General features: G+C 71.0%; 23 protein-coding genes. 14 read left to right on the plus strand and 9 right to left on the minus strand.

From position 1 onward, the window contains the following. Positions 1–65 precede the first annotated feature (65 nt). The 6 genes from NWFMUON74_RS06565 (at position 66) to NWFMUON74_RS06590 (ending at position 6,085) form a co-directional block, all read left to right on the plus strand. Positions 66–599: a DinB family protein gene (locus tag NWFMUON74_RS06565; protein ID WP_187687077.1), complete on the plus strand. Its 534-nt coding sequence runs from the start codon at positions 66–68 to the stop codon at positions 597–599. A 317-nt stretch (positions 600–916) separates the two neighbouring features. Continuing rightward, positions 917–3,337 carry an AAA family ATPase gene (locus NWFMUON74_RS06570; RefSeq protein WP_425300514.1) on the plus strand — a complete coding sequence of 807 codons (2,421 nt, stop codon included), beginning with the start codon at positions 917–919 and terminating at the stop codon, positions 3,335–3,337. Then, complete coding sequence (locus NWFMUON74_RS06575) at positions 3,322–3,732, plus strand: hypothetical protein (RefSeq protein WP_187687078.1); 411 nt, start codon at positions 3,322–3,324, stop codon at positions 3,730–3,732. The genes NWFMUON74_RS06570 and NWFMUON74_RS06575 overlap by 16 nt, the downstream gene beginning before the upstream one ends. Before the next feature lie 7 nt (positions 3,733–3,739). Next, positions 3,740–4,141 (plus strand): YchJ family protein, encoded by a 402-nt coding sequence (locus NWFMUON74_RS06580; RefSeq protein ID WP_187687079.1) that lies wholly within the window; start codon positions 3,740–3,742, stop codon positions 4,139–4,141. A gap of 19 nt (positions 4,142–4,160) precedes the next feature. Beyond that, positions 4,161–4,433, plus strand: a complete 273-nt coding sequence (locus tag NWFMUON74_RS06585; RefSeq protein ID WP_187687080.1) for an Rdx family protein — start codon at positions 4,161–4,163, stop codon at positions 4,431–4,433. Positions 4,434–4,510: 77 nt separating this feature from the next. Continuing rightward, positions 4,511–6,085: a carboxylesterase/lipase family protein gene (locus tag NWFMUON74_RS06590; RefSeq protein WP_187687081.1), complete on the plus strand. Its 1,575-nt coding sequence runs from the start codon at positions 4,511–4,513 to the stop codon at positions 6,083–6,085. Here NWFMUON74_RS06590 and NWFMUON74_RS06595 read toward each other — a convergent pair. The 3 genes from NWFMUON74_RS06595 to NWFMUON74_RS06605 all read right to left on the minus strand — a co-directional run bounded on the left by NWFMUON74_RS06595 (position 6,078) and on the right by NWFMUON74_RS06605 (position 9,852). After that, positions 6,078–7,379 (minus strand): cytochrome P450, encoded by a 1,302-nt coding sequence (locus NWFMUON74_RS06595; RefSeq protein ID WP_187688972.1) that lies wholly within the window; start codon positions 7,377–7,379, stop codon positions 6,078–6,080. The two genes, NWFMUON74_RS06590 and NWFMUON74_RS06595, sit on opposite strands and share 8 nt — an antisense overlap. A 350-nt stretch (positions 7,380–7,729) precedes the next feature. Continuing rightward, positions 7,730–8,446, minus strand: coding sequence for a TIGR03089 family protein (locus NWFMUON74_RS06600; RefSeq protein WP_187687082.1), 717 nt, complete (start codon positions 8,444–8,446; stop codon positions 7,730–7,732). Next, positions 8,434–9,852, minus strand: coding sequence for an LCP family protein (locus tag NWFMUON74_RS06605; protein WP_187688973.1), 1,419 nt, complete (start codon positions 9,850–9,852; stop codon positions 8,434–8,436). The genes NWFMUON74_RS06600 and NWFMUON74_RS06605 overlap by 13 nt, the downstream gene beginning before the upstream one ends. Before the next feature lie 247 nt (positions 9,853–10,099). On the opposite strand from NWFMUON74_RS06605, the gene rfbD reads away from it, so the two are divergent. The 5 genes from rfbD to NWFMUON74_RS06630 all read left to right on the plus strand — a co-directional run bounded on the left by rfbD (position 10,100) and on the right by NWFMUON74_RS06630 (position 15,182). Continuing rightward, on the plus strand, positions 10,100–10,981 hold the full coding sequence (gene rfbD / locus NWFMUON74_RS06610; protein ID WP_232110880.1) for a dTDP-4-dehydrorhamnose reductase: 882 nt from the start codon (positions 10,100–10,102) through the stop codon (positions 10,979–10,981). An 11-nt stretch (positions 10,982–10,992) separates the two neighbouring features. After that, a complete protein-coding gene (locus NWFMUON74_RS06615; protein WP_187687084.1) occupies positions 10,993–11,892 on the plus strand; it encodes a glycosyltransferase family 2 protein in 900 nt (299 codons plus the stop codon). A 57-nt stretch (positions 11,893–11,949) separates the two neighbouring features. Then, the gene (manB, locus tag NWFMUON74_RS06620) at positions 11,950–13,020 is read left to right on the plus strand and encodes a mannose-1-phosphate guanylyltransferase (protein ID WP_187687085.1); all 1,071 of its coding nucleotides are present in this window, start codon (positions 11,950–11,952) and stop codon (positions 13,018–13,020) included. A 64-nt stretch (positions 13,021–13,084) separates the two neighbouring features. Further along, positions 13,085–13,657, plus strand: a complete 573-nt coding sequence (locus tag NWFMUON74_RS06625; RefSeq protein WP_187687086.1) for a TetR/AcrR family transcriptional regulator — start codon at positions 13,085–13,087, stop codon at positions 13,655–13,657. Between the two features lie 52 nt (positions 13,658–13,709). Then, complete coding sequence (locus NWFMUON74_RS06630; RefSeq protein WP_187687087.1) at positions 13,710–15,182, plus strand: phytoene desaturase family protein; 1,473 nt, start codon at positions 13,710–13,712, stop codon at positions 15,180–15,182. 132 nt (positions 15,183–15,314) lie between these two features. On the opposite strand, the gene NWFMUON74_RS06635 is transcribed toward NWFMUON74_RS06630, so the two are convergent. The 5 genes from NWFMUON74_RS06635 to NWFMUON74_RS06655 all read right to left on the minus strand — a co-directional run bounded on the left by NWFMUON74_RS06635 (position 15,315) and on the right by NWFMUON74_RS06655 (position 20,888). Further along, positions 15,315–16,235 carry a cation diffusion facilitator family transporter gene (locus tag NWFMUON74_RS06635; RefSeq protein WP_187687088.1) on the minus strand — a complete coding sequence of 307 codons (921 nt, stop codon included), beginning with the start codon at positions 16,233–16,235 and terminating at the stop codon, positions 15,315–15,317. Between the two features lie 132 nt (positions 16,236–16,367). Then, positions 16,368–17,627 carry a mannose-6-phosphate isomerase, class I gene (manA, locus tag NWFMUON74_RS06640; protein ID WP_187687089.1) on the minus strand — a complete coding sequence of 420 codons (1,260 nt, stop codon included), beginning with the start codon at positions 17,625–17,627 and terminating at the stop codon, positions 16,368–16,370. Beyond that, complete coding sequence (locus NWFMUON74_RS06645; RefSeq protein WP_187687090.1) at positions 17,627–18,811, minus strand: tobH protein; 1,185 nt, start codon at positions 18,809–18,811, stop codon at positions 17,627–17,629. Before NWFMUON74_RS06645 ends, manA begins: the two co-directional genes overlap by 1 nt. A 103-nt stretch (positions 18,812–18,914) precedes the next feature. Further along, entirely contained in the window at positions 18,915–20,306 is a 1,392-nt protein-coding gene (locus NWFMUON74_RS06650) for a phosphomannomutase/phosphoglucomutase (protein ID WP_187687091.1), read from the minus strand. Between the two features lie 189 nt (positions 20,307–20,495). Next, the gene (locus NWFMUON74_RS06655; protein ID WP_425300491.1) at positions 20,496–20,888 is read right to left on the minus strand and encodes a DUF3499 domain-containing protein; all 393 of its coding nucleotides are present in this window, start codon (positions 20,886–20,888) and stop codon (positions 20,496–20,498) included. 116 nt (positions 20,889–21,004) lie between these two features. On the opposite strand from NWFMUON74_RS06655, the gene NWFMUON74_RS06660 reads away from it, so the two are divergent. Next, complete coding sequence (locus tag NWFMUON74_RS06660) at positions 21,005–21,481, plus strand: metallopeptidase family protein (protein WP_197986976.1); 477 nt, start codon at positions 21,005–21,007, stop codon at positions 21,479–21,481. 54 nt (positions 21,482–21,535) lie between these two features. Here NWFMUON74_RS06660 and NWFMUON74_RS06665 read toward each other — a convergent pair whose 3' ends face one another. Next, positions 21,536–21,769, minus strand: a complete 234-nt coding sequence (locus NWFMUON74_RS06665; protein WP_024799873.1) for a WhiB family transcriptional regulator — start codon at positions 21,767–21,769, stop codon at positions 21,536–21,538. Between the two features lie 446 nt (positions 21,770–22,215). Here NWFMUON74_RS06665 and cofD point away from each other — a divergent pair, with 446 nt between their 5' ends. Continuing rightward, on the plus strand, positions 22,216–23,349 hold the full coding sequence (gene cofD, locus NWFMUON74_RS06670; RefSeq protein ID WP_232110881.1) for a 2-phospho-L-lactate transferase: 1,134 nt from the start codon (positions 22,216–22,218) through the stop codon (positions 23,347–23,349). Further along, complete coding sequence (locus NWFMUON74_RS06675; protein ID WP_187687093.1) at positions 23,346–24,701, plus strand: coenzyme F420-0:L-glutamate ligase; 1,356 nt, start codon at positions 23,346–23,348, stop codon at positions 24,699–24,701. Before cofD ends, NWFMUON74_RS06675 begins: the two co-directional genes overlap by 4 nt. Positions 24,702–24,708: the final 7 nt, after the last annotated feature.

A 24,708-nucleotide genomic window follows, 5' to 3' on the forward strand; every position in this document is an offset into this window, starting at 1 on the left:
TGTACTCCATCCCACCGACAAGAAATTCCCGATCGCCGCGAGGCGAGTTGTGCGATCATCGCCCGATGTCCGTCTCCCGCTGTGACCTGCTGCGCTGGCAATTCGATATGACCTGGGCGCTGCTCGACCTGCACCTGCAAGCACTCGTCGCCGAGGACTACCTCTGGGAACCGGCGCCACTGGTCTGGACGGTACGCCCCGGTCCGGACGGCGCGTGGCTGCCGGACTGGTCCGACACCGAACCCGACCCCATCCCGGTGCCCACGATCGCCTGGCTCACCTGGCATATCGGCTGGTGGTGGTCGGTCACGCTGGACCACGCCGAGGGCCGCCCGGCCCGCGACCGCGTCGACATCCACTGGCCCGGCGCGGACCAGGTCGTCGCGTGGCTGTCGGATCTGCGCGACCGCTGGCGGCGCGTGCTGGACGCCTACACCGACGCCGACCTCGACAGGCCCGCCGCCTTCCCCTGGGGAGACACCCCCGACCGGACCGTCGCGCACACGGCGGGCTGGGTGAACGCCGAGCTGATGAAGAACGCCGCCGAAATCGGCCAGCTGCGGCTCCTCCGCGCCGCCGGTAGGTTCGCTGATCGGTAGCGCACTCAATTACGGTGCCGCAGAGCGCGATTCCGGCGACAGCAGAGCTTGCACGGATCGTGCGATTCTGGCATTCTGATCTGTTCGGTCGATCCGAGCCACCCGAGTAATCGGGTGAAACCCGTGGAACTGCCCGGCCGGGACGGCCGAGGGGTGGACATCGGCCGGATCAGCCGTTTCGATGACCATTGCGTCCCGCCGGGACGGTTCGCCCGGATGTACTGTCGCGGCGGCGGATTCGTCGGCCATCCGGTAGCGTTCGGCACGACTGTGGGTTCTCGCCGGGCCCACGGAGCAGGTGCTCGAACGTCGAGGGAGTGGCTTTGGGGGAAGGACCGCAGGATGTCGCGCCGCGCTTGAACGAGTTGGTGTCGCGCCGTCTGGATTCCGACCCGGCCATCACTCCCGAAGTCGCCCGCACGGTACTGGACGCGCTCGGCGCCGAGCCGGACCGCACTCCCTTCGAGCCCGGGCCCAGCGGAATCTTCCTGCGCACCATCCGCGTTCGCGGCTTCCGCGGCATCGGGCCGGAGGCGGCGCTGGAACTGCGGCCCGGACCCGGCCTCACCTTGGTGGTGGGCCGTAACGGATCCGGCAAATCGAGCTTCGCCGAGGCCGCCGAACTGGCTCTCACGGGGGTCAATCGCCGTTGGGAGGGGCGCTCCGCGGTGTGGCGGGAGGGCTGGCGGAACCTGCACGAGGGCGTCGTCTGCCGAGTGGACCTGGAACTGACCACGGCCGGGCCCGACGGCGAACTCACCATCACCCGGGAGTGGCCGGAGGACGCCGACCTCGCCGGTGGCAGCTGGACTCAGCAGCGAAAAGGCCAGACCCCCACGGAATTTCATCCGGAGGACTGGGCCCGCGCGCTGGAGCTGTACCGGCCGTTCCTGTCCTACAGCGAACTCGGCGCCTTGGTCGACGGCCGCCCCAGCGACCTGTTCGATGCCCTGCACCAGCTCCTCGGCCTGGACGATCTCACCGCCGCGCAGGAGCGCACCCGCGTTCGCAGGCTCGAATTGGAACGGGCCGCACGGCAATCCCGCGACGAGCGCAACGCCCTGCTGGTGGCGTTGTCCACCGTCGCCGACGAGCGCGCCGGTCGAGTTGCCGAGCTGTTGCGCGGCACCCCACCGGATCTGGCGGGCATCGGCCGCGAGCTGGCGGGCGCGCGGCACGACCCGACCGGCGCCGCGGCCCTGCAGGCCATCCTGCGGCTGCGACTGCCGGAACCGGCCGAGGTCGACGCCGCCGCCGTCGAGGTGGACCGGTGCGCCGCCGAACTCGCCGCCCGCTCCACCGGTGACACCGAAGCGGAACTGCGCGTGCTGGATCTGCTGCGCCGCGCCCGCACCCACAGCGACGCGGCGGGGGACTGCGCATGCCCGGTCTGCGGTCGCGGCACGCTCGACCAGGCCTGGCAGCGCGAGACCGATGCGCAGATCGCCCGCCTGACCGACCGCGCCGCCGCGCTCACCGCCGCTCGCGTCGGCCTGGACCGGGCCGTGCAGCAGGCCCGGCAGCTGGTGAAACCTGTTCCGGCGGAACTGGATCCGCCCCAGCCGGACGCCCCGAACGTCGACACCGGCCCAGCCCGCCGCACCTGGACAGCGTGGGCCGCGCTCGCCGACGCGGACGACGCGGAGCTGGCCGATCGGCTGCGGGTCGCGCACACCGACGCGATGCGCGGCCTGGAGACCCTGCGCCGCTCGGCCCGCAAGGAGCTGGACCGGCTCGACGCGGTCTGGACGCCGCTGGTGCCCCGCATCGCCGCCTGGTTGCAGGAGGCGAAGCTGGTCGCCGCCGCCGAACCCGAACTGCGGACCGTGCGCCGGGCCGAGGACTGGCTGAAATCGGCCGCCGCCGGGCTGCGCGACGAGCGGATGGGGCCGCTGGCCGACCACGCCCGCCGGATCTGGCGCGGCCTGCGCCAGCAGAGCAACGTGGATCTCGGGGCGATTCGCCTGCAGGGCAACGCGGGCGCCACCCGCAAGGTGCTGCTGGACGTCACCGTGGACGACACCGGCGGCACCGCGCTGGGCGTGATGAGCCAGGGCGAACTGCACGCGCTGGGCCTGGCGCTGTTCCTGCCGCGCGCCACTGTGCCGGAGAGCCCGTTCGGATTCGTCGTGATCGACGATCCGGTGCAGGCGATGGATCCGGCCAAGGTGGACGGGCTGGCCCGGGTGCTGTCGGCCGCGGCCCGCAGCGGCCGGCAGGTCGTGGTGTTCACCCACGACGAACGCTTGGCCGAGGCGGTGCGGCGGCTGCGCCTGGACGCCACCGTGCTGGACGTGCAGCGCCGGGAGCGGTCGACGGTCGAGCTGCGGGTCGCCGAGGATCCGGTGCGCCGCTACCTCAGCGACGCCAACGCCCTGCTGCGCACCAAACAGCTGCCCCGCGCCATCGCCGCCGAACTGGTCATCACGTGCTGCCGCTCGGCGATCGAGGCGGCGGCTCTGGCCCGCGCGCGGCGCACCCTGCTCGGCGCGGGCGTCGACCACCGGGAGGTGCAGCGGCGCGTGGACGCCGCCCGGACCACCTGGGAGAAGGTGTCGCTGGCGGTGTTCGGCGACCCGGATCGGGTGGACGACCTGAACGCCCAGCTGGATCGCGAGGCGCCCTGGGCGCGTTCGGTATTGCGCGACGCGGCCGCGGGCGCGCACGTCCGCATCGGCCGCAACGGCAAAGAGTTGATTTCCGGCACAAGGAAAGTCGTCAAGTGGCTGAATCCGTGAGGCCGACCGTGGCGCAGCGGTTGGCCGCGGCCGACGAGCTGCTGCGCGGTTCGGTGACCGACGCCGGCGGACTGTGGTCGCGGGCCACGGTGTGGATTCTGCGGATCGTGCTGGAGCAGTCCATAGATCAACTGTGGTCGCGGGTGGCGCCGCCGGTGGCGCGGTGCAGCATGCGCGCCCAGCTGCTGGCGCTGGGACCGTACACCGGCGCCGATACCGCCGCCCGGATCGCCACGCTGTGGGCGGCGTTGTCGCGGGCGGGCCACCATCAGGACTACGAATTGGCGCCGACGGTGGACGAGCTGCGCGGCTGGTACGACGAAACCACCCGTCTCGCAGACGAATTGGCCATGCTCGGCGAGGGGGCGGAGACGCCGGGCGCCCACCGCGGATAATCGTCGAATGCCCGACAGCCCGACCGATTCCGCGCCGTGCCCCTGCCGCAGCGGTGAGACGTTCGCCGACTGCTGTGGCCCGCGGCTGGACCGAACCCGCCCGGCGCCCACGGCGGAGGCGCTGATGCGGTCGCGCTACACCGCATTCGCCGTCGGCGACGTGGACTATCTACTGCGGTCGTGGCATCCGCGGACGCGGCCGCCGCGGCTGACGCTGGATCCGGACCAGCGCTGGCTGTTTCTGGAGATCGAGCGGACCGAGCGTGGTGGTCCCTTCGACGACAGCGGGGTGGTCGAGTTCCGCGCGCATTACCGCTCGGAGGGCGAACGCGCGGTCCTGCACGAGGTCAGCCGGTTCGCGCGGGTCGCGGGCGCGTGGGTCTACGTGGACGGGGACATCGCGACCTGATGTCCTACTGTGTCCCGGTATGCCACACATCGCGATCGAGTACTGCACCCAATGTCGCTGGCTGTTGCGGGCGGGCTGGATGGCGCAGGAGTTGCTGAGTACCTTCGGCACCGAATTGACACAGGTCGCGCTGGTTCCGGGCGCGGGTGGCGTGTTCCGGATCACCCTCGACGGTGAGCAGATCTGGGAACGCAAGGCCGACGGCGGCTTTCCCGAGATCGCGCTACTCAAGCAGCGGGTGCGCGACCGCATCGATCCCGGCCGCGACCTGGGCCACATCGACCGAGCCTGACGGCGGCGGGTCGATCGCACCGGAAGAAATGATCTCCGACGTACTCTCGATATCAGGGAAGTACGAGGAGGTGCGAGATGAGCACGCAATTCTTCGAGCCGGCCCCGAGTGTGGCCGAGCCGAGCCCGGCCCCCGTCGCCCGGACGACCGCGGGCGACGTGCGGGGTGTGCGGGAGGGTCGCGTCCACGTCTGGCGCAGCATTCCGTATGCCGCCGCGCCCGCGGGCCCGAAGCGTTTCCGCCGGCCCGAGCCGCCGCAGCCGTGGGAGGGTGTGCGCGACTGCACCGTCTTCGGTGAGATCGCCCCGCAGTCCATGGGCGCCATGGTGCCGGTGGATTCCGGGCTGCGCATGGGCGAGGACTGCCTGTGGGTGAACATCTGGGCGCCCGCGGCGACCTCCGACGCGCCCCGCCCGGTAATGGTGTGGCTGCACGGCGGCGCCTACTGCCTGGGCACGGCGGCGCAGGGCATCTACGACGGCCGCAAGCTCGTGGAGGCCGGTGACGTCGTGGTGGTGGGGGTGAACTACCGGCTCGGCGCGCTCGGTTTCCTCGACTTGTCCTCGCTCGGTGACGATTTCGTGCCCAACCTCGGTCTGCACGATCAGATCGCCGCACTGCACTGGGTGCGTGAGAACATCGCCGCCTTCGGTGGCGACCCCGACAATGTCACCGTCTTCGGGGAGTCGTCGGGCGCGGGCTGTGTGACCGCGCTGCTCACCTCGCCAGCCGCGGCCGGATTGTTCCATCGCGCTATCGCGCAGAGCCCGCCCGCCACCACGGTCTTCGGGCCGGAGCGGGCCGCGGGCGTGGCGCGACGGTTCCTCGAACTGCTGGAGCTGCCGCACGATCGGGTGGGCGAACTGCTGGAATGCCCGATCGAGCGGATCACCGACGCCGCCGGCATCCTGCTCGACGAGGTGCCGCTGCAATCGCCGGGGCGGCTCGCGGCCGCGCCGGTGGTCGACGGCGATCTGCTACCGGGCTACCCGACCGATCGCTTCCAGGAGGGCCGCTCGCATCGGGTGCCGCTGATCATCGGCACCAACAAGGAGGAGTCCTCGCTGTTCCGGTTGTTCCGTTCGCCGATCATGCCGGTCACGCCGGACGCGGTGAACGCCATGCTGAACGCCGTCGCCGCCGACCATCCGGAGTTACCGGCCGAGCGGATCGCCGAGATCACCTCCGCCTACCCGGATCTGGCCAAGACCCGCGGCGCGCTGGCGATGTCCACCGACGCCGCGTTCCGGATGCCGGCGCACTGGGTCGCCGACGCGCACTCCCGGCACACCCGCACCTGGATGTACCGCTTCGACCAGGCCACGCCGATGCTCAAGGCCGCCCGGGTCGGCGCGGGCCACGCCACCGAATTGCCTTATGTCTTCGGCAATTTCGGCACCTTGAACCACGACCCGACGTTCTGGCTCGGTGGTCGCAAGGTGGCGACGGAGGTGTCGGGCCGGATGATGCGCCGCTGGCTGGCCTTCGCCGAGCACGGCGTGCCCGCGGCGCTCGACGGGTCCAAGCATTGGCCGCCCTACCACGAGTCCACCCGCACCACCCTCGTCATCGATGCCGCCGACCGTGTGATCGACGACCCCGATCACGATCTGCACACCGCCTGGGGCGATCGGGTGGTCGGCTTCAGCTGACGGCCGCCGGTTGCCCGGCGCGATGGCCGAGCAGCACCGGCAGATGGCTGTAGCCGTGCAGGGTGAACAGCGGCCGGTGCCGTGGTTCACCCGCCAGCTGCAGATCCGGGAAGCTCTCGAACAGTGCTCGCAGTGCGTAGGCGCCTTCCATGCGGGCGAGGCTGGCACCGAGACAGACATGGATGCCCGACGAGAACGTCAGGTGGTCTTTGGCATTGGGCCGGGTGATGTCGAAGGTGTCCGGATTCTCGAAGACCGCCGGGTCGCGGTTGGCGCCCGCGAGCAGCAGGACGACGGTGTTGCCCGCGCGCACCGGGGCGCCGCCGAATTCGGCGTCACGACCGGCGATGCGGGCGGTGCTCTGGACCGGAGCGTCGAAGCGGAGGATCTCCTCGACGGCGTTCGGCCACAGCTCCGGGTCCTCCCGCAGCCGGGCCAGCTGCTCGGGGTGGCGCAGCAACTGGACGACGCCGTTGCCGATCAGGTTCACCGTGGTCTCGAAGCCGGCGCCCATCAGCAGCGTGGCCGACGCCTTCAGCTCGCGGTCGTCCAGGTCGCCCGCGGCCACCAGGCCGGAGAGGATGTCCTCGCCGGGCTCGCGGCGTAGCCGGGCGATGTGCTCGTCGAGGTAGCCGTCCATCTGCAGCAGGGCGGCCGAGGCGGTCCGGGTGGTGCGCCAGCTGGTACCCACATCGAGCAGCGGTGAGGCGGCGTCACCCCAGGCCAGGAACCGCTCGCGCTCGGAATCGGGGAAGCCGAGCATTTCGGAGATGATGGCGATCGGTACCTGGGAGGCGTAGGCGGCGATCAGATCGGCGGAGCCGCCGGAAGGCAGCGCGTCGAGCAGTTCCGCGGTCACCGATTCGACGCGGTCGCGCAGGCGGGTGATCGCGCGCGGGGTGAACGCCGACGCCACCGGCTTGCGCATCCGGGTGTGCTCCGGCGGGTCGATCACCAGCATGGACGGCGGGCTGACCGGGTTCGGCGGCAGCTCGGCGAATTCCATCAGCCGCCGCAGCGGCCGGGGCACGAAGCCCTCGGCGGCCGCGACGCCGAAGGTGTTGTCGCGCAGGATGGTCCGGCACAGTTCGTGGTCGGTGGTCGCCCAGCCCAGCGGGGTGCGCACCATCCGGCCCTGGGCCCGCAGCGACGCCAGCAGCGGTATCGGATCGCCCGCCGCGTCGGGCGCGGACATCAACTGGGCGAGTGTGTCGCCGCGGCGGGAGTAGGTCTGCAAAACCAGGCGCGGCGCGCCCTGCACCACCAGCCACCGAAACCAGTACCTAGGCTTCATCGCCATCCCCGTTCGTAGTCAGGTCCTGCCCCAACCGTACGGAAACACACTCCCCGGTGAAACGTCCCCCAGTCGGACCACCATGCCCTACCAAGGTAGGAGCACCATCCCGCCTGACAAATCGGGCGGACGAACCACTCCCGTGCATGTTGGGCGGTCTGGCGGGTGGGCGCCCCAATCCCGTGCACCCCGCGTGGTCTGGCGGGTGGTTGCGCCGCTGTCGTGCATGCTGCGTGACATGTCGGGTGGGCGCACCAATTCCGTGCATGCTGCGTGGTCTGTCGGGCGGGTGAACCTCCCGCGTGCGAGGTGCTTGATTTGCGGGGCGGCGGGGTCGGCGTGGTGGGGGCTCAGGGCCGGGTGGTGGTGACTCGTTCGGATCGGATGCGGTCGGCGCGCTTGGCGGGGTCGGGGTTGACGACCTGGACCAGCGACGCTCCCGCGGCGTAGACGGCGAGCAGGCCGTCGACGAGGTCGGCCGGGGTGTGCCAGGCGGATTCCGACAGCACTCGATCCTCGGCCGAGAAGCCCTGTGCCGCAGCGGATTTGCGGGCGTCGGCCAGTACCTCGGCGACCGGCTTGCCGTCCAGCGCGACCCCCACGCCGCCGGGCAGGAACTGGTCGCCGTGGACCCGCACCGAGGTCGCGAAGTCGGTGACGCCGACCGGCAGGTCGCGCACCGGGGCGCCCAGGGCGTCGAGCGAGAGCGCGGCCACCTCGGCCACGTTCTCCACCTCGGCCAGGCGGTCGGCGGTCACCAGCGCCAGTTCCGCGTCGTCGTCGGGGTGCAGCACCACCTCCGCGCCCGCCCACCAGCAGCCCAGCAGCACCGCGGCGGTTTGCCAGTGCGCCGGCAGCAGCACCGCCACCCGGCCGCCGGGCGTGATGCCGAACTCGTCGCGAATCAGGTTGGCGGTCTTGGCCGCCCAGTTCGCCAGCGTCAGCGCGGACAGTTCGATGCGGGCGCCGGTGGCGTCGTCGTAGTAGGTGATCCGGGGACCGGCGGGGTCGCGGGCGAGGATGGGGTCGAGCAGCGCCTCGGTGACGGTCTGGTTCAGTTCACGCATTTCGGTCCGTTCTGGCCTGCGGTGATGGGTGGCGCGGGCGGCACCGGGGTCGCCGTCTCCGAGGAGGACCCGGACAGATCGAACAGGCTGCCCGCCGCCGAACCCGGACCAGAGTAGTCACCGGCCAGCACCACGCGCACCGCCCCCTCCGGCAGTCCGGGCTCGGCCACCACCGGCAGTCCGCCCAACGCCCGGGCGACCGCTTCGGCCTTCGCGTCGGAGGTGTCACCGGCCAGCACGCGGCTGCCAGGTACCCGCCCGCCGATCCAGTTGTCGACCGTGCCGGTGCGGAAACCCTTGCCCACCAACGCCTGTGCCACCTGGCCCGCCAGCCCCGGCGTGCCGCTGGCGTTGTAGACATCGGCGGTGATCGACGACGGCTGGGCCGTGCCGGACGCCTTGTCCTCGGATTCGTCGCCGACCATACCGGCGACGTACGACTTCACCGCCGAGGTGTCCACCTCGACCACCGATTCGCCGTCGGCGGTGCTGCCGTTGAGATTCTTGACCGGAATCGTCTCGAACCGCACCTGGCCGCCGGACAGATCCTTCAGCTGCTGCAGGAACTGCACCACGTCCCAGTCCTCGTCGAGCACGATGGTGCGCCCGACCGCGTCGGTCAACTGCTGCAACTTGCCCGGATTGGCAAGCATTTTCGCGCTCAGTGTCTGCTGCACCAGGCCCGCCATGAACACCTGCTGGCGCACGATCCGATCCAGGTCCCCGCGTTGCAGGTCGTGGCGCTGGCGCACGAAACTCAATGCCTGCGGCCCGCTGAGACGCTGTTCCCCGGCGGGAAACTCGGCGCCGGACAGTGGCTCGTCGACCGCGTTGTTCAGGCAGACGTCCACCCCGCCGACCGCGTCGGTGAGCAGCACGAAACCGAGCAGGCTCACCTCGGCGTAATGGTCGACGGAGATGCCGGTGAGATTGGCGACCGACTTGATCAGCGCCTGCCGCCCGGCCTGAGTGGACTGCTTCTCGGCGTCGGCGTCGGATTTGCCCTGGGCGAGCAGCTTTTCGCGCGCGGCCTCCTTGCTGGTGCCGTACGCGGAATTGATCTTGCCCATGCCGATGCCGGGAATGTCGACGTAGGAGTCGCGGGGGATGGACACCGCGGTGGCGGAGCGGCCGTCGTTGGGCACCCGGACCAGCACGATGGTGTCGGTGTTGGTGCCGACCTCGTCCCCGGCGTGCAGCATCGCGCGCTCGTCGGCCGACAGCGGGTTGCCGCGGGCGTCGGTGCGGCTGTCGATGCCGACCATGAGGATGTCGGTGGCGCCGTCGCGGGCGCCGCCCAGACCGAGGTTGCCGATCCGCTGGATGCCCGAGATCAGGCTGTCGACGCTGTGCCAGCCGAAGGCGGTGACGAGGAACACGAGCGCGGCGGCCGCCGCGGCCAGCATCCGGCCCGAGCGATTCGGGGGTGGCCCGGCAGGCTGCCGGGTGCCGCGCAGCGGTGGCAAACCGGCGCTGCGCGGCCGCGACAGCTCCGATGCACTTCTGCTTCGCGACACCTGTATTCCTTTCGACGATGCCCCCAACCCCCGGCTCGACGGCCTCGTCCCGCACGTCCGCCCTGGGATGAGGCTAGCGAAGGGTACGGCGCCGACGGTTCAACCGCTGCTGGCGTGGCGTGCCAGACTGGCCCGCGTGACTGCTGTGTCCCCTTTCGAGCCCGGCGACCGCCCGCGACTGGTCGTCACCGGAGCGAGCGGGCAGCTGGGCCGTGCCGTGCTCGCCCGCGAACCCGCCGCCCTCGCGCTGAGCCGCCGGGATCTGGACATCACCGACGCCGCCGCGGTGCGCACGGTGCTGCGGCCGGGCGACATACTGCTCAACTGCGCCGCGTACACCGCCGTGGACGCCGCGGAATCCGAGCCCGCGGCCGCGTTCGCGGGCAATGCCACCGGACCGGCCGTGCTGGCGCAGGCGTGCCGGGCGGCCGGTGCCGGACTGGTGCACATCTCCACCGACTACGTCTTCGACGGCACCGCGGATCGGCCGTACGAGCCAGCCGATCCGACCGGGCCGACCAGCGTGTACGGGCGGTCCAAGCTGGCCGGTGAGCAGGAGGTGCTGCGGCTGGCGCCCGCCGCGCACATCGTGCGCACCGCCTGGGTGTACACCGGCGACTACGGTGATTTCGTCGCCACCATGCGGCGGCTGGAACGCGAGCGCGACACCGTCTCGGTCGTCGACGACCAGATGGGTTCGCCGACGTTCGCGCCGGATCTGGCCGCCGGGCTACTGGAACTGGTCGCCCGGTTGTCGGCCGGCGCCACGCTGCCGCCGATCCTGCACGCCACCAACGCGGGCCGAGCGACCTGGTTCGAGGTCGCCCGCGCGGTTTTCGCGGGTATCGGGGCTGATCCGGACCGCGTGCGGCCGTGCACCAGCGCCGAATTCCCCAGTCCAGTACGGCGACCGGCATATTCGGTGCTGTCGAATCGAGCCTGGCTCGAATCGGGCCTCACACCACTGCGGAACTGGCGAGACGCACTGGGGGACGCGCTGGATCGCGTCGGCGACTAGGCTGCATCGTCGTGAACGCCTCGGATTCAGTCGCACGGCCGGACCTGGCCGTTGTCACGGTGACCTACTCGCCCGGTGAGCACCTCGAGCACTTCATCAGTACGCTGGCCACCGCCACCAGCGAGAAGCCGCAGGTCATCCTCGCCGACAACGGCTCCACCGACGGCACGCCGGAATTGGCGGCCGAGGCGAACGAGCACGTTCGCCTGCTGCGCACCGGGGGCAACATCGGCTACGGCGGCGCCATCAATCGTGCTGTCGCCGAACTGGATCCGGCGATCGAGTACATCGTGATCGCCAATCCGGACATCCGCTGGAGCACCGACGCCATCGACAAACTGCTCGCCGCCGCGGAGCGCTGGCCGCGGGCGGGTGCGCTGGGCCCGCTGGTGCGTGAGCCCGACGGCAGCCTCTACCCGTCGGCGCGCTCGGTGCCGACCCTGCTGGACGGCGCCGGGCACGCGGTGCTCGGCACGATCTGGCCAGGCAACCCCTGGACCCGCCGCTACCGTCAGGAGAACGAGGAGATCTCCGAGCGCACCGTCGGCTGGCTGTCCGGTTCCTGCCTCCTGGTGCGCCGCGCCGCCTTCGATGCCATCGACGGGTTCGACTCCCGCTACTTCATGTACATGGAGGACGTGGACTTCGGCGACCGGATGGGACGGGCCGGCTGGCACAATGTGTATGTGCCGTCGGCGGAGGTCACGCACGCCAAGGGGCATGCGGCCGGGCGCAATCCGGAGGCCATGCTGCCCGCCCATCACGCCTCGGCGTACCGTTTCCAGGCCGATCGGCATCCGCACTGGTGGCAGGCGCCGCTGCGGCTGGCGTTGCGCGCCGGACTTGCGATCCGCTGCAAGCTTGCGGTTCGATCCGCTCTGCGCGAGCGCGATCGCTCGGCGCAGCAATAGAGCGCGACGATCGTCGAACCACGTCTCGCGTGGACCGAACCTGAACAGGGGAGACATATGCCGGACACCGATGCCGTGATCCTGGTCGGCGGCCAGGGGACGCGGTTGCGCCCGCTGACGCTGTCGGCGCCCAAGCCGATGCTGCCGGTGGCCGGCCTGCCGTTCCTGCACCACCTGCTCGCCCGCATCGCCGACGCCGGGATCACCCACGTCGTGCTGGGCACCTCGTTCAAGGCCGAGGTGTTCGAGGAGCACTTCGGCGACGGTGCCGAGTTGGGCCTGGAGCTCGAATACGTCACCGAGACCGAGCCGCTGGGCACCGGCGGCGGCATCCGCAACGTGCTGCCCAAGCTGCGCGCCGACAACGTGCTGGTCTTCAACGGCGACGTGCTCGGCGGCGCGGATCTGGGCGCGGTGCTCGATACGCACGTCTCCACCAGCGCCGACGTGACGCTGCATCTGGTGCGGGTCAGCGACCCCCGCGCGTTCGGCTGCGTGCCGACCGACGAGAACGGCCGGGTGACGGCGTTTCTGGAGAAGACCCAGGATCCGCCGACCGACCAGATCAACGCCGGGTGCTATGTGTTCCGCCGCGAGTACATCGAGAAGATCCCGTCCGGGCGGCCGGTGTCGGTGGAGCGCGAGGTGTTTCCCTCGCTGCTCGCCGAGGGCGCGCACATCCAGGGGCACGTCGACGTCTCGTACTGGCGCGACATGGGCACCCCGGAGGACTTCGTGCGCGGCTCGGCGGATCTGGTGCGGGGTATCGCGCCCTCGCCCGCGCTGCCGGGGCAGCGCGGTGAGTCGCTGGTGCACACGGGCGCCGGAGTCGCGCCGGGCGCGCTGCTGATCGGCGGCACGGTGGTCGGCCGCGGCGCCGAGGTCGGTGCGGGCGCCCGCCTGGACGGCGCGGTGCTGTTCGACGGCGCTCGCGTGGAAGCCGGTGCGACCGTGGAGCGTTCGATCATCGGTTTCGGCGCCCGCATCGGCCCGCGCGCCCTGGTCCGCGACGCGGTGATCGGCGACGGCGCCAGCGTCGGCGCCCGCTGCGAGCTGCTGCGCGGCGCCCGCATCTGGCCGGGCGTGGAACTTCCCGACGGCGGCATCCGCTTCTCCACCGACGTCTGAGCTCGTCCGGCGCACCTCTGCTGTTTGCGCGGCTACCTTGTCTAGCGGTGCTAGAATTCGGTCGATGGGCACCCAGACACGAAAAGAGCGCCAGCGGGCCGAGCGACACCGGCTGATCATCGACACCGCTCGCGAGATAGCCGAGACGCAGGGCTGGGACGCGGTGACGGTGCGGCGGCTGGCCGACGCCATCGAATACAGCCAGCCGGTGCTCTACAGCCACTTCGCCGGCAAGGACGCGATCGTGGCCGCGGTCGCCGAGCAGGGCATCGCCGAACTGGCGGTGGAGTTCCGGCGGTGGCGCACGGCCGCCGCGTCGCCGGAGCAGGCGCTGACCGCGGTGGCCCGGGGCTATCTGGATTTCGCTCGGCAGCGGCCCGCGCTGTATCTCGCGATGTTCGGGCTCGAGGTGGATCTGAAGTTCGGCGCGGACGCCCCGCAGGCGCTGCGCGACGCCTTCGGCGAACTCGCCGCCGTCTTCGGCCCCTTCGCGGGTGACGACGACGTGGAGACCTTCACCGAGGTGGCCTGGAGCGCGCTGCACGGCCTGGCGACCCTGGAACGGGACGGCCGGCTGCGGCCCGGCTTTCGTGACCAGCGCCTGGCCATTCTCGTGCGGCACTGGACCCGCGGCTGACCCCGCCGGTGCTCGCCGTGGCACGTCGTAGCCTCCGCCTACAGTGGAGATCATGGCGGATGCGGTCGTGGTCGGGTCGGGGCCCAACGGGCTTGCTGCTGCGGTGCTTCTGGCGCGAGCCGGGCTCGAGGTGGAGGTCCACGAGGCGGCCGACACCGTGGGCGGCGGCTGCCGGACGGCCGAACTCACCCGGCCCGGTTACCGGCACGACGTCTGCGCGGGCGCGCACCCGCTGGCCTGGGCGTCGCCGTTCCTGCGCGCCTTCGATCTCGCCGCGCACGGGGTGGAACTGCTGACTCCCGAGGCGTCCTACGCGCACCCGCTGGACGGCGGCGTCGCGGGTGTGGCGTGGCGCGACCTGGACCGCACGGTCGAGAGTCTCGGGCGCGACGGCGCGGCGTGGCGGCGGTTGTTCGGCCCGCTGGTACGGGATTGGGCGAGCCTGGTCGATCTGGCGATGTCGGATCTGCGGCACCCGCCGCTGGATGTGGCCACGGGGGTGCGGTTCGCGCGTCGCCTGCTCGAACAGGCGACGCCGCTGTGGAATCTGCGCTTTCACGACGATGCCGCCCCGGCCATGTTCACCGGCGTGAGCGCGCACGCCATCATTCCGCCGCGGGCTTTCTCGGCCACGGGCGTGGCGTTGCTGTTGGCGAGCCTGGCCCACGCCGGCAGCGGGTGGCCGGTGCCGCGCGGCGGCAGTCAGGCCATCGTCGACGCGCTGGCGGCCGATGTCGAGCGGCACGGCGGGCGCATCGTCACCGGGCATCGGGTCGACTCGCTGGCCGAATTCGGCGGTGCGCGAGCGGTTCTGCTCGACACCGCACCCACCGAACTACTGCGCCTGGCCGACGACCGGCTGCCGCCCCGATACGCGCGGCGGCTGCGGAAATTCCGCTACGGCGGTGCGGCCTGCAAGGTCGACTTCGCGCTGTCGGGCCCGGTGCCGTGGCAGGCCGAGGGCTGCGACCGCGCGGGCACGCTGCACCTGGCCGGCACCCGCGCCGAATCCGTCGCGGCCGAAAAGGCCGTCGCCGCGGGCGAATACGCCGAGCGCCCGTTCGTGCTGGCGATCCAGCCCGGCGTGGTGGACGATTCGCGCGCCCCGGCGGGCGGCCACACGCTCTACGCCTATGCGCACGTGCCCAACGGCTCCACCCGCGACGTGAGCGCCGAGATCATCGCCCAGATCGAGCGCTTCGCACCGGGTTTCCGCGACCTGATCCTGGACCGGCACGTGCGCACCGCCGCGGCCATGCCCGCCTACAACGCCAATTACGTCGGCGGGGACATCGCCGCGGGCGCCATGAATCTGCGCCAGACCGTGCTGCGCCCCACCCCGCGCTGGAATCCGTACGGCACCCCCCTGCCCGGCGTCTACTTCTGCTCCTCGGCCACCCCACCCGGCCCCGGCGTACACGGCATGTGCGGCCTGCACGCCGTAGGCCACGCCCTGCGCGACCGATTCGGCATCACCACCGACCCACTCACGCTGCTGCGCAACGAATCACCGCACACCCACTGACCCACTCTCGATCGCCCTGCCCCGCCCGCCGAGGCACAGGCTCGGCTACCCGCCGTCCCTCCGCTGACCTGCTGGCTCGGCTGGTCTGTCGCGCGCTCGCCGAGCTGGCGGCTCGGGTCGCCTGCCGGGCGGTCAGGCGGGCTGGGTGCGGTAGAGGTCCGGCTCGATGTACATGACGCGGGCGAGGGGGACGGCCGCGCGGACCCGGGACTCCGCGTCGTCGATCGCCTGGGCTATGTCGGTGATCTCGAGACCCGGCACGATGGAAACCTTTGCGGCCACCAGCATCTCGTCGGGGCCCAGGTACTCGGTGCGCAGGTGGATGACGCGGTCGATGCGGGTGCCGTCGACCAGGTTCGCGCGGATCTCGCGGTCCTGGTCCGGGGTCGCGCCCTCACCGATGAGCAGGCTCTTCATCTCCACGATCAGCACGATCGCGATGACACCGAGCAGCACGCCGATGCCGAGGGTGCCGATGCCGTCCCAGATCGGCTCGCCGGTCACCATCGTCAGCAGCACGGCAACCAGCGCGAAGGCCAGACCGACCAGCGCGCCGGTGTCCTCGAGCAGCACCACCGGCAACTCCGGGCTCCGCGAATTGCGGATGAACCGCCACCAGCTCGCTCCGGCGCGCAGCGGCGCCGATTCCCGCATGGCGGTGATGAAGCTGTAGGTCTCCAGCCCGATCGCGATGACCAGAATGGTGACCGCGACGAGCGGCGAGGTCAGCTCCTCGGGATGCTGCACCTTGTGGATGCCCTCGTAGATGGAGAACATCGAGCCGAGCGAGAACAGCACCAGTGCCACGACGAACGAGTAGAAGTAGCGGTTGCGCCCGTAACCGAACGGATGCAGCGCATCGGCCTCCTGCTCGGCGCGCTTCTGCCCCAGGAGCAGCAGTCCCTGGTTGCCGGTGTCGGCCACCGAGTGCACCCCTTCGGCCAGCATCGACGCCGAGCCCGTGATCGCCGCACCGACGAACTTCGCGATCGCGATACCGAGATTCGCGGTCAGCGCCGCGAGGATCGCCTTCTTACCACCACCGGCAGACATGGTGCAGCTCGGTCCTTTCGTCGTTGCGTCACGCCCGCGTCGGGCGGTCATCCCGGGACACTGGGCGTGCCCGATTCGTCGGAAACAACTTACCCGTCCGGCACCGGCATGCCCGCCGTGCCGACGATACGGTCACTCGCCGCCGACACACGCGCAGAACAGCTGTGCCGCACCGTCGATCGCCTGCGCGCGGACCTCCGCGTCGGCCGCCGAGATCCAGGCCGCGCCGCCGGGGGTGATCCGCAATTCGTCCGCGCCCTGCAGCAGCCGGACGGTCCCGGCCGTGCACAACATGATGCCCGGTCCGGTGCGCGGCACCGGCGTCGGCTCGGCGTCGGCCGCCAACTCGAAACGGCGCAGCGCGAATTCCGGTGCGGGCGTGCGATACCGGAACGAGACGGACTCGCCGAGCGGATCGCCCACCGGCTCGGGTTCCACGATCGGCAACTCCAGCGGCTCGAAGTCGAGCACCCGCAGCAGCTCCGGGACATCGACGTGCTTGGGCGTGAACCCGCCGCGCAGCACATTGTCTGAACTGGCCATGATCTCGACCCCGACGCCGCGCAGATAGGCGTGCAGATTACCGGCCGCCATGAACAATCCCTGGCCGGGTTCGAGGGTGATGCGGTTCAGCAGCAGCGCCGCCAGCACCCCGGCGTCACCCGGGTATGCCTCCGCCAGCTCCAGCGTGGTGCGGGCCTCGGCCACGAACTCCTTGCCGGGAGACGTCTCGCCGTTGTCGGTGGAGTTCTTGTCGGACAGGTAGCGCACGCAGCCGTCGAGCACCTGTGGCAGCAGACGTTCGAGCAACGCCTGCGGCAGCGTGATCCAAGTGGTGAACAGCGTCCGCAGCCCGGCCGAATCCGGTTGCGCGGCCAGCAGTTCGGCGTAGTTGACCAGCTCGGGCACCGCCAGCGCCCGCAGCAGTGCCACGGTGCGGCGCGGATCGCGGAAACCGGCCAGCGCCTCGAACCGTTCCAGCGCCACCACCAGCTCGGGCTTGTGGCTGTCGTCGCGGTAGTTGCGCATCGGCGAATCCAGCGGCACCCGGGTGCGGTTCTCCCGCTCGAAACCGGCGCGGGCCTGATCGGCGCTCGGGTGGGCCTGCAGCGACAGCGGCTCCTCGGCGGCGAGTATCTTCACCAGGAAGGGCAGCCGTCCGTCGAATGCCGGTGCGGCCGCGCCCAATTCGCGACGGGGATCGGCGCTCACCACGTCCAGCAGCGATCTGGTGCGTCCGTCGACCGACAACTGGGCGGGGTTGGCGGGGTGGGCCCCGAACCAGAGTTCGGCCTCCGGATGCGCGGACGGGACCGGTCGGCCGCACAGTTGAGCGAGTGCGGTGCGCGAACCCCAGGCGTAGGAACGCAACGCACCAACGAGTTCGTGCACTAGTAGTGGCCCCCGTCGTACCGCGTGGGGTGGTCGACGGCGGGCGGGGAGCCGAGCAGGCGCAGATATGCGGCCGCCATCTCCAGCCGAAGTACCAGCACCGCAAGCCTTTCCAGTTGGCTGCCGCCGACCGCGGGCGGGCGCTCGGCCTCGCGCGGCGCGCCTGTCTCGGCGCTCAGTGGCTCGGAATCGGCGTTCACGAGATCGGCGTCGACGAGCCCGGAACTCGCGCCGAACACCGCCAGCCGCCGCCGCGCCGCCACCTGATCGACCTCGGAACTCACCACGAACACCCGCACCCGCTCCACCGGGGCGGGGCCGTCGAGCTGCTCGTCGTGGAACAGCGGATCGAAACCCGGTGCGGCCGCACCGGCGGACTCGACCATGCGGGTATTGGCGGCCACGGCGTCGGCCAGGTCGGTGGCCGCGGCGATCCGGCCCGCCGCCGGCAGCAGTATCTCGGCGGTGTGCGCGGCCACCTGGGTCGCGGCGGGGGAGTCACCGGCCAGCACGATCCGGCGCTCGACCATGCGGGCGGCGAGGGCCTTGGCGGGATTGTGGAAGACCTCGTTCTGCGGGCCGTCGCGCAGCGCCTCGGCGTCGAGCGCGTCGGCGAGCTGGTTCAGGTCCGGTGTCAGCGGCCCGATCCGCACGGGGTCGACGGCCCGCAGTACCGCGGCGCCGACGGCCAGGTAGCGCAGCAGCCGGTTGTGGTCGAGCACGCGCACCCGGGGCGGCAGCAGCGCGGCGCGACCGGCGGCCGCGGCCCGCATCGGGCCCTCGTCGGGTGCGGCCACCACCACTTCGGCGCCGCGGCGCAGCGCGCGGTCCACGGCCTCGATCAGCCGTGGGTCGCCCGCGTCGTCCCCGGCCACCAGGACCGCGTCCAGCGGACCCACCCACTGCGGGATGGCCGTGGCGGGCACGATCGGCACGCCGGCCCGGTCACCGAGCGCGGCGACCAGCAGCATGGCCGCGCGGTCGGCCCGCCCGGCGCCGGAGACCAGTACCACGCTACGGGGACTCATGCCGCTCAGCCGGGCGAGCACGTTCTCGTCGACGGCGGCCGCGGTGGCGCGCACCTGCGCGCCGGCCGACGCCGCCGAACGCAATGTTCCTCCGGAGTCGGCGGCCTCCAGCGAGGCGACGTCATCGAGGTCGAGTACCGGTGTCCCTGCGATCATCGGGCGTTGCCACCTCCCCTCAATCGGGTCACCAGGCCGGGTGAGCGCCCGGGTGAAGCTTCCACTGCGAACGAATTCGCGCCTTGTGATTCCACTATTCCAGTCAGCCGCGGACGATGCTCAGGATCTCGGTCACGAGTGCGTCTACTTCCTCCTGAGATCGGGCCTCGACGTTGAGCCGCAACAGCGGTTCGGTGTTGGAGGCGCGCAGGTTGAACCAGGCGTCCTCGGGCAGCGTCACGGTGACGCCGTCCATCCGGTCGACCGATCGGGCCCTTCCCTCGAACGCCGCGAGTACCGCGCGGGTGCGGTCCTGCGCGTCGTCCACGGTGGAGTTGATCTCGCCGGAGGCGGCATAGGTCGCGTACGACGAGGCCAGCTCCGACATCGTCGCCGCGCCGCCCGACCCGTCCTTCTCGCCGAGAGCCGCCAGCACGTGCAGCGCCGCCAGCATGCCCGAGTCGGCACCCCAGAAGTCCCGGAAGTAGTAGTGCGCGGAGTGCTCACCGCCGAAAATGGCGCCCGTGGCGGCCATCTGCTGCTTGATGAACGAGTGCCCGACGCGGGTGCGCACGGGAGTGCCGCCCAGCTCGGTCACCAGTTCGGGCACGGTCCGCGAGGTGATGAGGTTGTGGATGATGGTGGCGCCGGGCTCCTTGGCCAGTTCGCGCTCGGCCACCAGCGCGGTCACCGCCGAGGGGGAGACCGGCTCGCCGCGCTCGTCCACCACGAAGCAGCGGTCGGCGTCGCCGTCGAAAGCCAGCCCGATGTCGGCGCCGGTCTCGCGCACGAAGCGCTGAAGGTCGACCAGGTTCTTCGGATCCAGCGGGTTGGCCTCGTGATTGGGGAAGGTGCCGTCCAGCTCGAAGTACAGCGGCGCGACGGTCAGCTGCGAGACAGGGCCGAGCACTGCGGGAACGGTGTAGCCGCCCATCCCGTTGCCCGCGTCGACCGCGACCTTCAGCGGCCGGATGCCGCTCAGATCGACCAGCCCGCGCAGGAATTCGGCGTAGCCGTCGAGCAGATTCTGTTCGGTCGCGGCACCGGGGGCGCCGTCGTAGCCGGGCACGCCGTCGGTCAGTTCCGCGGCGATGGTGGCCAGGCCGGTGTCCTGGCCGACGGGGAGTGCGTTGGCCCGGCACAGCTTGATGCCGTTGTAGCGGGCGGGGTTGTGGCTGGCGGTGAACATGGCGCCCGGACAGCCCAGATGGCCGGAGGCGAAGTACAACTCGTCGGTGGAGGCGAGACCGATGTGCACGATGTCGAGGCCCTGCGCCAGCACCCCGTCGGCGAAGGCCGCGGCCAGCCCCGGCGACGACTCGCGCATGTCGTGCCCCACGACGACCCGCGTCGCGTTCTCGCCGCGCATCAGCCGGGCGAAGGAGGCGCCCACGTCCCGGACGAAGTCCGCGTCGATCTGCTCTCCGACCACACCGCGCACGTCGTAGGCCTTGACAACTGCTTTCACGGACTCGGCAGACCGGGCGACTGTCATGGGGAACACCCTAGTAGGCCGACGGTGTGGAACGTATTCGGTACGCCTGTGGGTGTTCCGAGAACACCCCTACTTCGCCGTAGGCGAACAGACAGACGGCCCTCGGAACCCGCCTCACACGAACGATGCGGGGGCACGACGGTCGCTAAGGGTCGCCGTGCACGACGGTCCCGCGGCGCGGGTGGCGGCTCAGCTGGGCGGGTCGGGCAGGACGCGCAGATGCCCGCGACGGCCTGTGCGCGCCGGGCGCCCGGGGCGGGTGGGCCGCGGGGGAGCGGGGGGATTGTCGGCGTAGCCGCGGTTGTCCGGCTCCGGGGCCCTGCGGCGCATTCCGGCTTCCCGGACGGCCTCGGCCAGGGCGGTCAGGTCGTCCTCGTCCGGGGCGGAGAAGCCGCCCTCGTGGCGGACCATGTCCCAGCCCTTGGGGGCGGTGATCCGCGAGGCGTGGGTGTCGCAGAGATCCCAGGAGTGCGGTTCGGCGACGGTGGCCAGGGGTCCGACGACGGCCGTCGAGTCCGAGTACACATAGGTGAGCGTCGCGACGGCCGGGTTCTTGCAGCCGGGTCGGCAGCAACGACGCATGGGAATCACGCCAAGGAGAGTAACTCTCCGCGCGCCGTCGTGCGGCGAGACACGCGAGGATGCGGCCGGGTTCACTGGGTTTCGGGCCCGAATCCCCGGAGTACTAGATTCGACGCATGACCCGTTCACGCAAGCGGCCGCCCACGGCGCGGTCGGTGATCCGTCGTGGGCGTGGGGTGCGGGGGCCCATGCTGCCACCGACCGTGCCCGCGTGGCGCACCCGGGGGCAGCAGTTCGACCGGCTGGTGCTGGAGGCGTTCGCGCCGCTGGACAGCCGGTGGCACGACCGGCTCACCAAGCTGGACATCGCGGTCGACGACGTGCCGAAGATCCGCCCGCTGCACCCGGACTCGGTGACCTGGCCGGACGAGGTGGTGGCCGACGGCCCGGTGCCGCTGTCGCGCCTGATCCCGGCCGGTGTGGACCGGCACGGCGCCGCGACCCGGGCCCGCGTCGTCCTGTTCCGCAAGCCACTGGAGTTGCGCGCGGGCGACCCCGACGACCTGGTGGATCTCCTCCGTGAGGTCCTCGTCCAGCAGATCGCGACGTATCTGGGTGTCGACCCGGACGTCATCGATCCGGAGGAGGACTGACCTTCAGGGAAGTGAAAAAACTTGGGGGCCAAGGCGTTTCCCTGACCCCCGAGTTCAGCTGATGCCGCGCTTGAGGCGACGGCGCTCCCGCTCGGAGAGACCGCCCCAGATGCCGAAGCGCTCGTCGTGCGCGAGTGCGTACTCCAGGCACTCGTCGCGGACCTCGCAGCCCATGCAGATCCGCTTCGCCTCCCGCGTCGAGCCGCCCTTCTCGGGGAAGAACGCCTCCGGATCCGTCTGGGCGCACAGGGCCCGCTCTTGCCACTGCTCCTCGATGCTGTCGAACATCGCATCGAAGTCGGTGACGATGAGGCTCAGTTTCGGTGGTTCGGGCGCTTGCTGCGTCCGTGCCCACTGGCCTCCCTGCTGCGCTCGGATTTCCGAGCCCTCCCCGGCAGTCACCGTGGCTCCCCCCTCTCGTTCGTCGTTCCGGCTTGCAGTGCAGGCGCCAGGTGCTGCGCCTGCTGTGGAATCGGTTTGCGATACACCGCCCGGATTGCCCGACGGGGCCACGTCCTCGGCCATCGCTCCGCCTCCTCACTGTGTGTTAGCGCAGAATGATTATCCGTCGGAACCGATCTGCCCACCGACGGCCCAACACCGCGACGTTGTCCCGCGGACATCCCCGAGCGCGTCATCCCGGTGCGAACGGGTGTTCGAAAAACGGTCAGCGCCTTGAACTCTCGCGCCGACCCGGAATGACATGTCTGTGATTAGACACGCCGGACGCGGCGATGGTCAAGCTGCCGACACAATTCCGTTACTATCCGCCACCGCCTTCGGCGCACTCCGGTGACCGCCGAGTAGCAAATGACCAGCAAATGTGCTCGGAAGCATGCCGTTCCGGGCACCGCATAGGCTGTGCGGATGTGACTGGAGAACAAGCGGACATCGCGCCCGGAACCGGACCGCGCATTGCCGTGCTGGTCGGCGGAGTCGGTGGCGCGCGCTTCCTGCTGGGCGTGCGCGAACTGCTGCCGGAGGCCGATGTTTCGGCCATCGTCAATGTCGGCGACGACGTCTGGATGCACGGGCTGCGGATCTGTCCCGACCTGGACACCTGCATGTATACCCTCGGTGACGGCATAGATCCCGAGCGTGGCTGGGGCCGGCGCGGGGAAACCTGGCACGCGAAGGAGGAGCTGGCGAAATACCGGGCCCAGCCGGATTGGTTCGGGCTCGGCGATCGGGATATCGCCACACATCTGGTTCGCAGTGAAATGTTGCGTGCCGGGTACCCGCTCTCGGCGGTCACCGAAGCGCTCTGCAATCGGTGGCAGCCCGGTGTGAAACTCGTGCCGGCAACCGACGACAGGTGTGAAACGCATGTTGTCATCAGCGATGCGGAGAAGCCTGGCGAACGTCGCGCGATTCATTTCCAGGAGTGGTGGGTACGCTATCGCGCGAGCGTCGAGACCCATGGATTCGTCACAATCGGGGCGGATCAGGCCAAGCCGGCCCCTAATGTGACGGAAATCATAGCCGCCGCCGACGTGGTGCTGCTGGCCCCCTCGAACCCCGTGGTGAGCATCGGTGCCATCCTCGCGGTGCCCGGCATTCGCGGCGCGCTGCGCACCACGCGCGCGCGGGTCATCGGGTTGTCGCCGGTGATCGATGGAAAACCGTTGCGCGGCATGGCCGACGAGTGCCTGTCCGTGATCGGCGTGGAGACCTCGGCCGAGGCGGTCGGCCGGCACTACGGGGCCCGGTCCGACACCGGCATTCTCGACGGCTGGCTGGTGCATTCGAGCGATACCGCCGAGGTCCCGGGCGTGGAGGTGCGCAGCGTGCCACTGTTGATGACCGATCCCGCCGCCACCGCCGAAATGGTGCGTGCGGCATTGGATATCGCGGGGGTGAAGCCGTGAACGCCTCGCGGGTGACCGATCACGCGCCCGGCGGCGAGCTGCGGATCATTCCGGTGACCGGCCTGCCGGAGTTCCGCCCCGGCGACGATCTCGCCGAACACCTTGCGGCGCAGGCGCCCTGGCTGCGCGACGGTGACGTGCTGGTGGTCACCAGCAAGATCGTCGCCAAGGTGGAGGGCCGGGTGGTGGCCGCGCCGCTGGACCCGGAGGAGCGGGACACGCTGCGGCGCAAGCTGGTCCGCGAGGAGGCGGTGCGCGTGCTGGCGCAGAAGGGCCGCACGCTGATCACCGAGAACAAGCTCGGCATCGTGCAGGCCGCCTCCGGCATCGACGGGTCCAACGTCGAACAGGGCGAATTGGTGCTGCTGCCCACCGATCCCGACGGCAGCGCCAAGGCGCTGCGGGCCGCGCTGGCCGCCCGCCTCGGCGTGGACGTCGCGGTGGTGATCACCGACACCATGGGCCGCGCGTGGCGGATCGGGCAGACCGATGCCGCGATCGGCGCGGCCGGGTTGCGGGTGGTGCACGACTACGCCGGCGCGATCGACGGACAGGGCAACGAACTCCACGTCACCCAGGTCGCGGTCGCCGACGAGCTGGCCGCGGCCGCCGATCTGGTGAAGGGGAAGCTGGGCGGCGTCCCGGTCGCGGTGGTGCGTGGGTGGACCACCTCCGACGACGGCTCCACCGCGGCGGCGCTGGTGCGACGCGGGGACGAGGACCTGTTCTGGCTGGGCAGCGCCGAGGCGCTCGAGCGCGGTCGCGCGGAAGCGGTGCTATTGCGGCGCTCGGTGCGGCAGTTCTCCGACACCCCGGTCGATCCCGAGCTGATCCGGTCCGCGGTAGGTGTGGCGCTCACGGCGCCCGCACCGCACCACACCCGGCCCGTCCGGTTCGTGTGGCTGCGCCGGGACGGCGTACGCGAACGGCTGCTCACGGCGATGGCCGACAAGTGGCGGGCCGACCTGACCGCGGACGGGCTGCCACCGGACCGAGTGGAGCGCCGGATCGCCCGCGGCCGCATCCTGTTCGACGCGCCCGAGGTGATCATCCCGTTCTGCGTGCCCGACGGCGCGCACGACTATCCGGACGAGCGCCGCAGCGCGGCCGAGTCCACCATGTTCACCGTGGCGGTCGGCGCGGCCGTGCAGGGCCTGCTGGTCGCCCTGGCGACCGCGGGCGTCGGCAGTTGCTGGATCGGGTCCACTATCTTCGCGCCCGAGATCACCCGCGAGGTGCTGGGGCTGGAACCGGACTGGAAGCCGTTGGGCGGCATCGCGATCGGATATCCGACCGAGGAGCTGACCCCGCGCGCGCCCCGCGAGCCGGGGACGGGATTGATCGAACTGTGAACTCCGG

It is taken from the genome of Nocardia wallacei (assembly GCF_014466955.1).
Lineage (GTDB): Bacteria > Actinomycetota > Actinomycetes > Mycobacteriales > Mycobacteriaceae > Nocardia > Nocardia wallacei.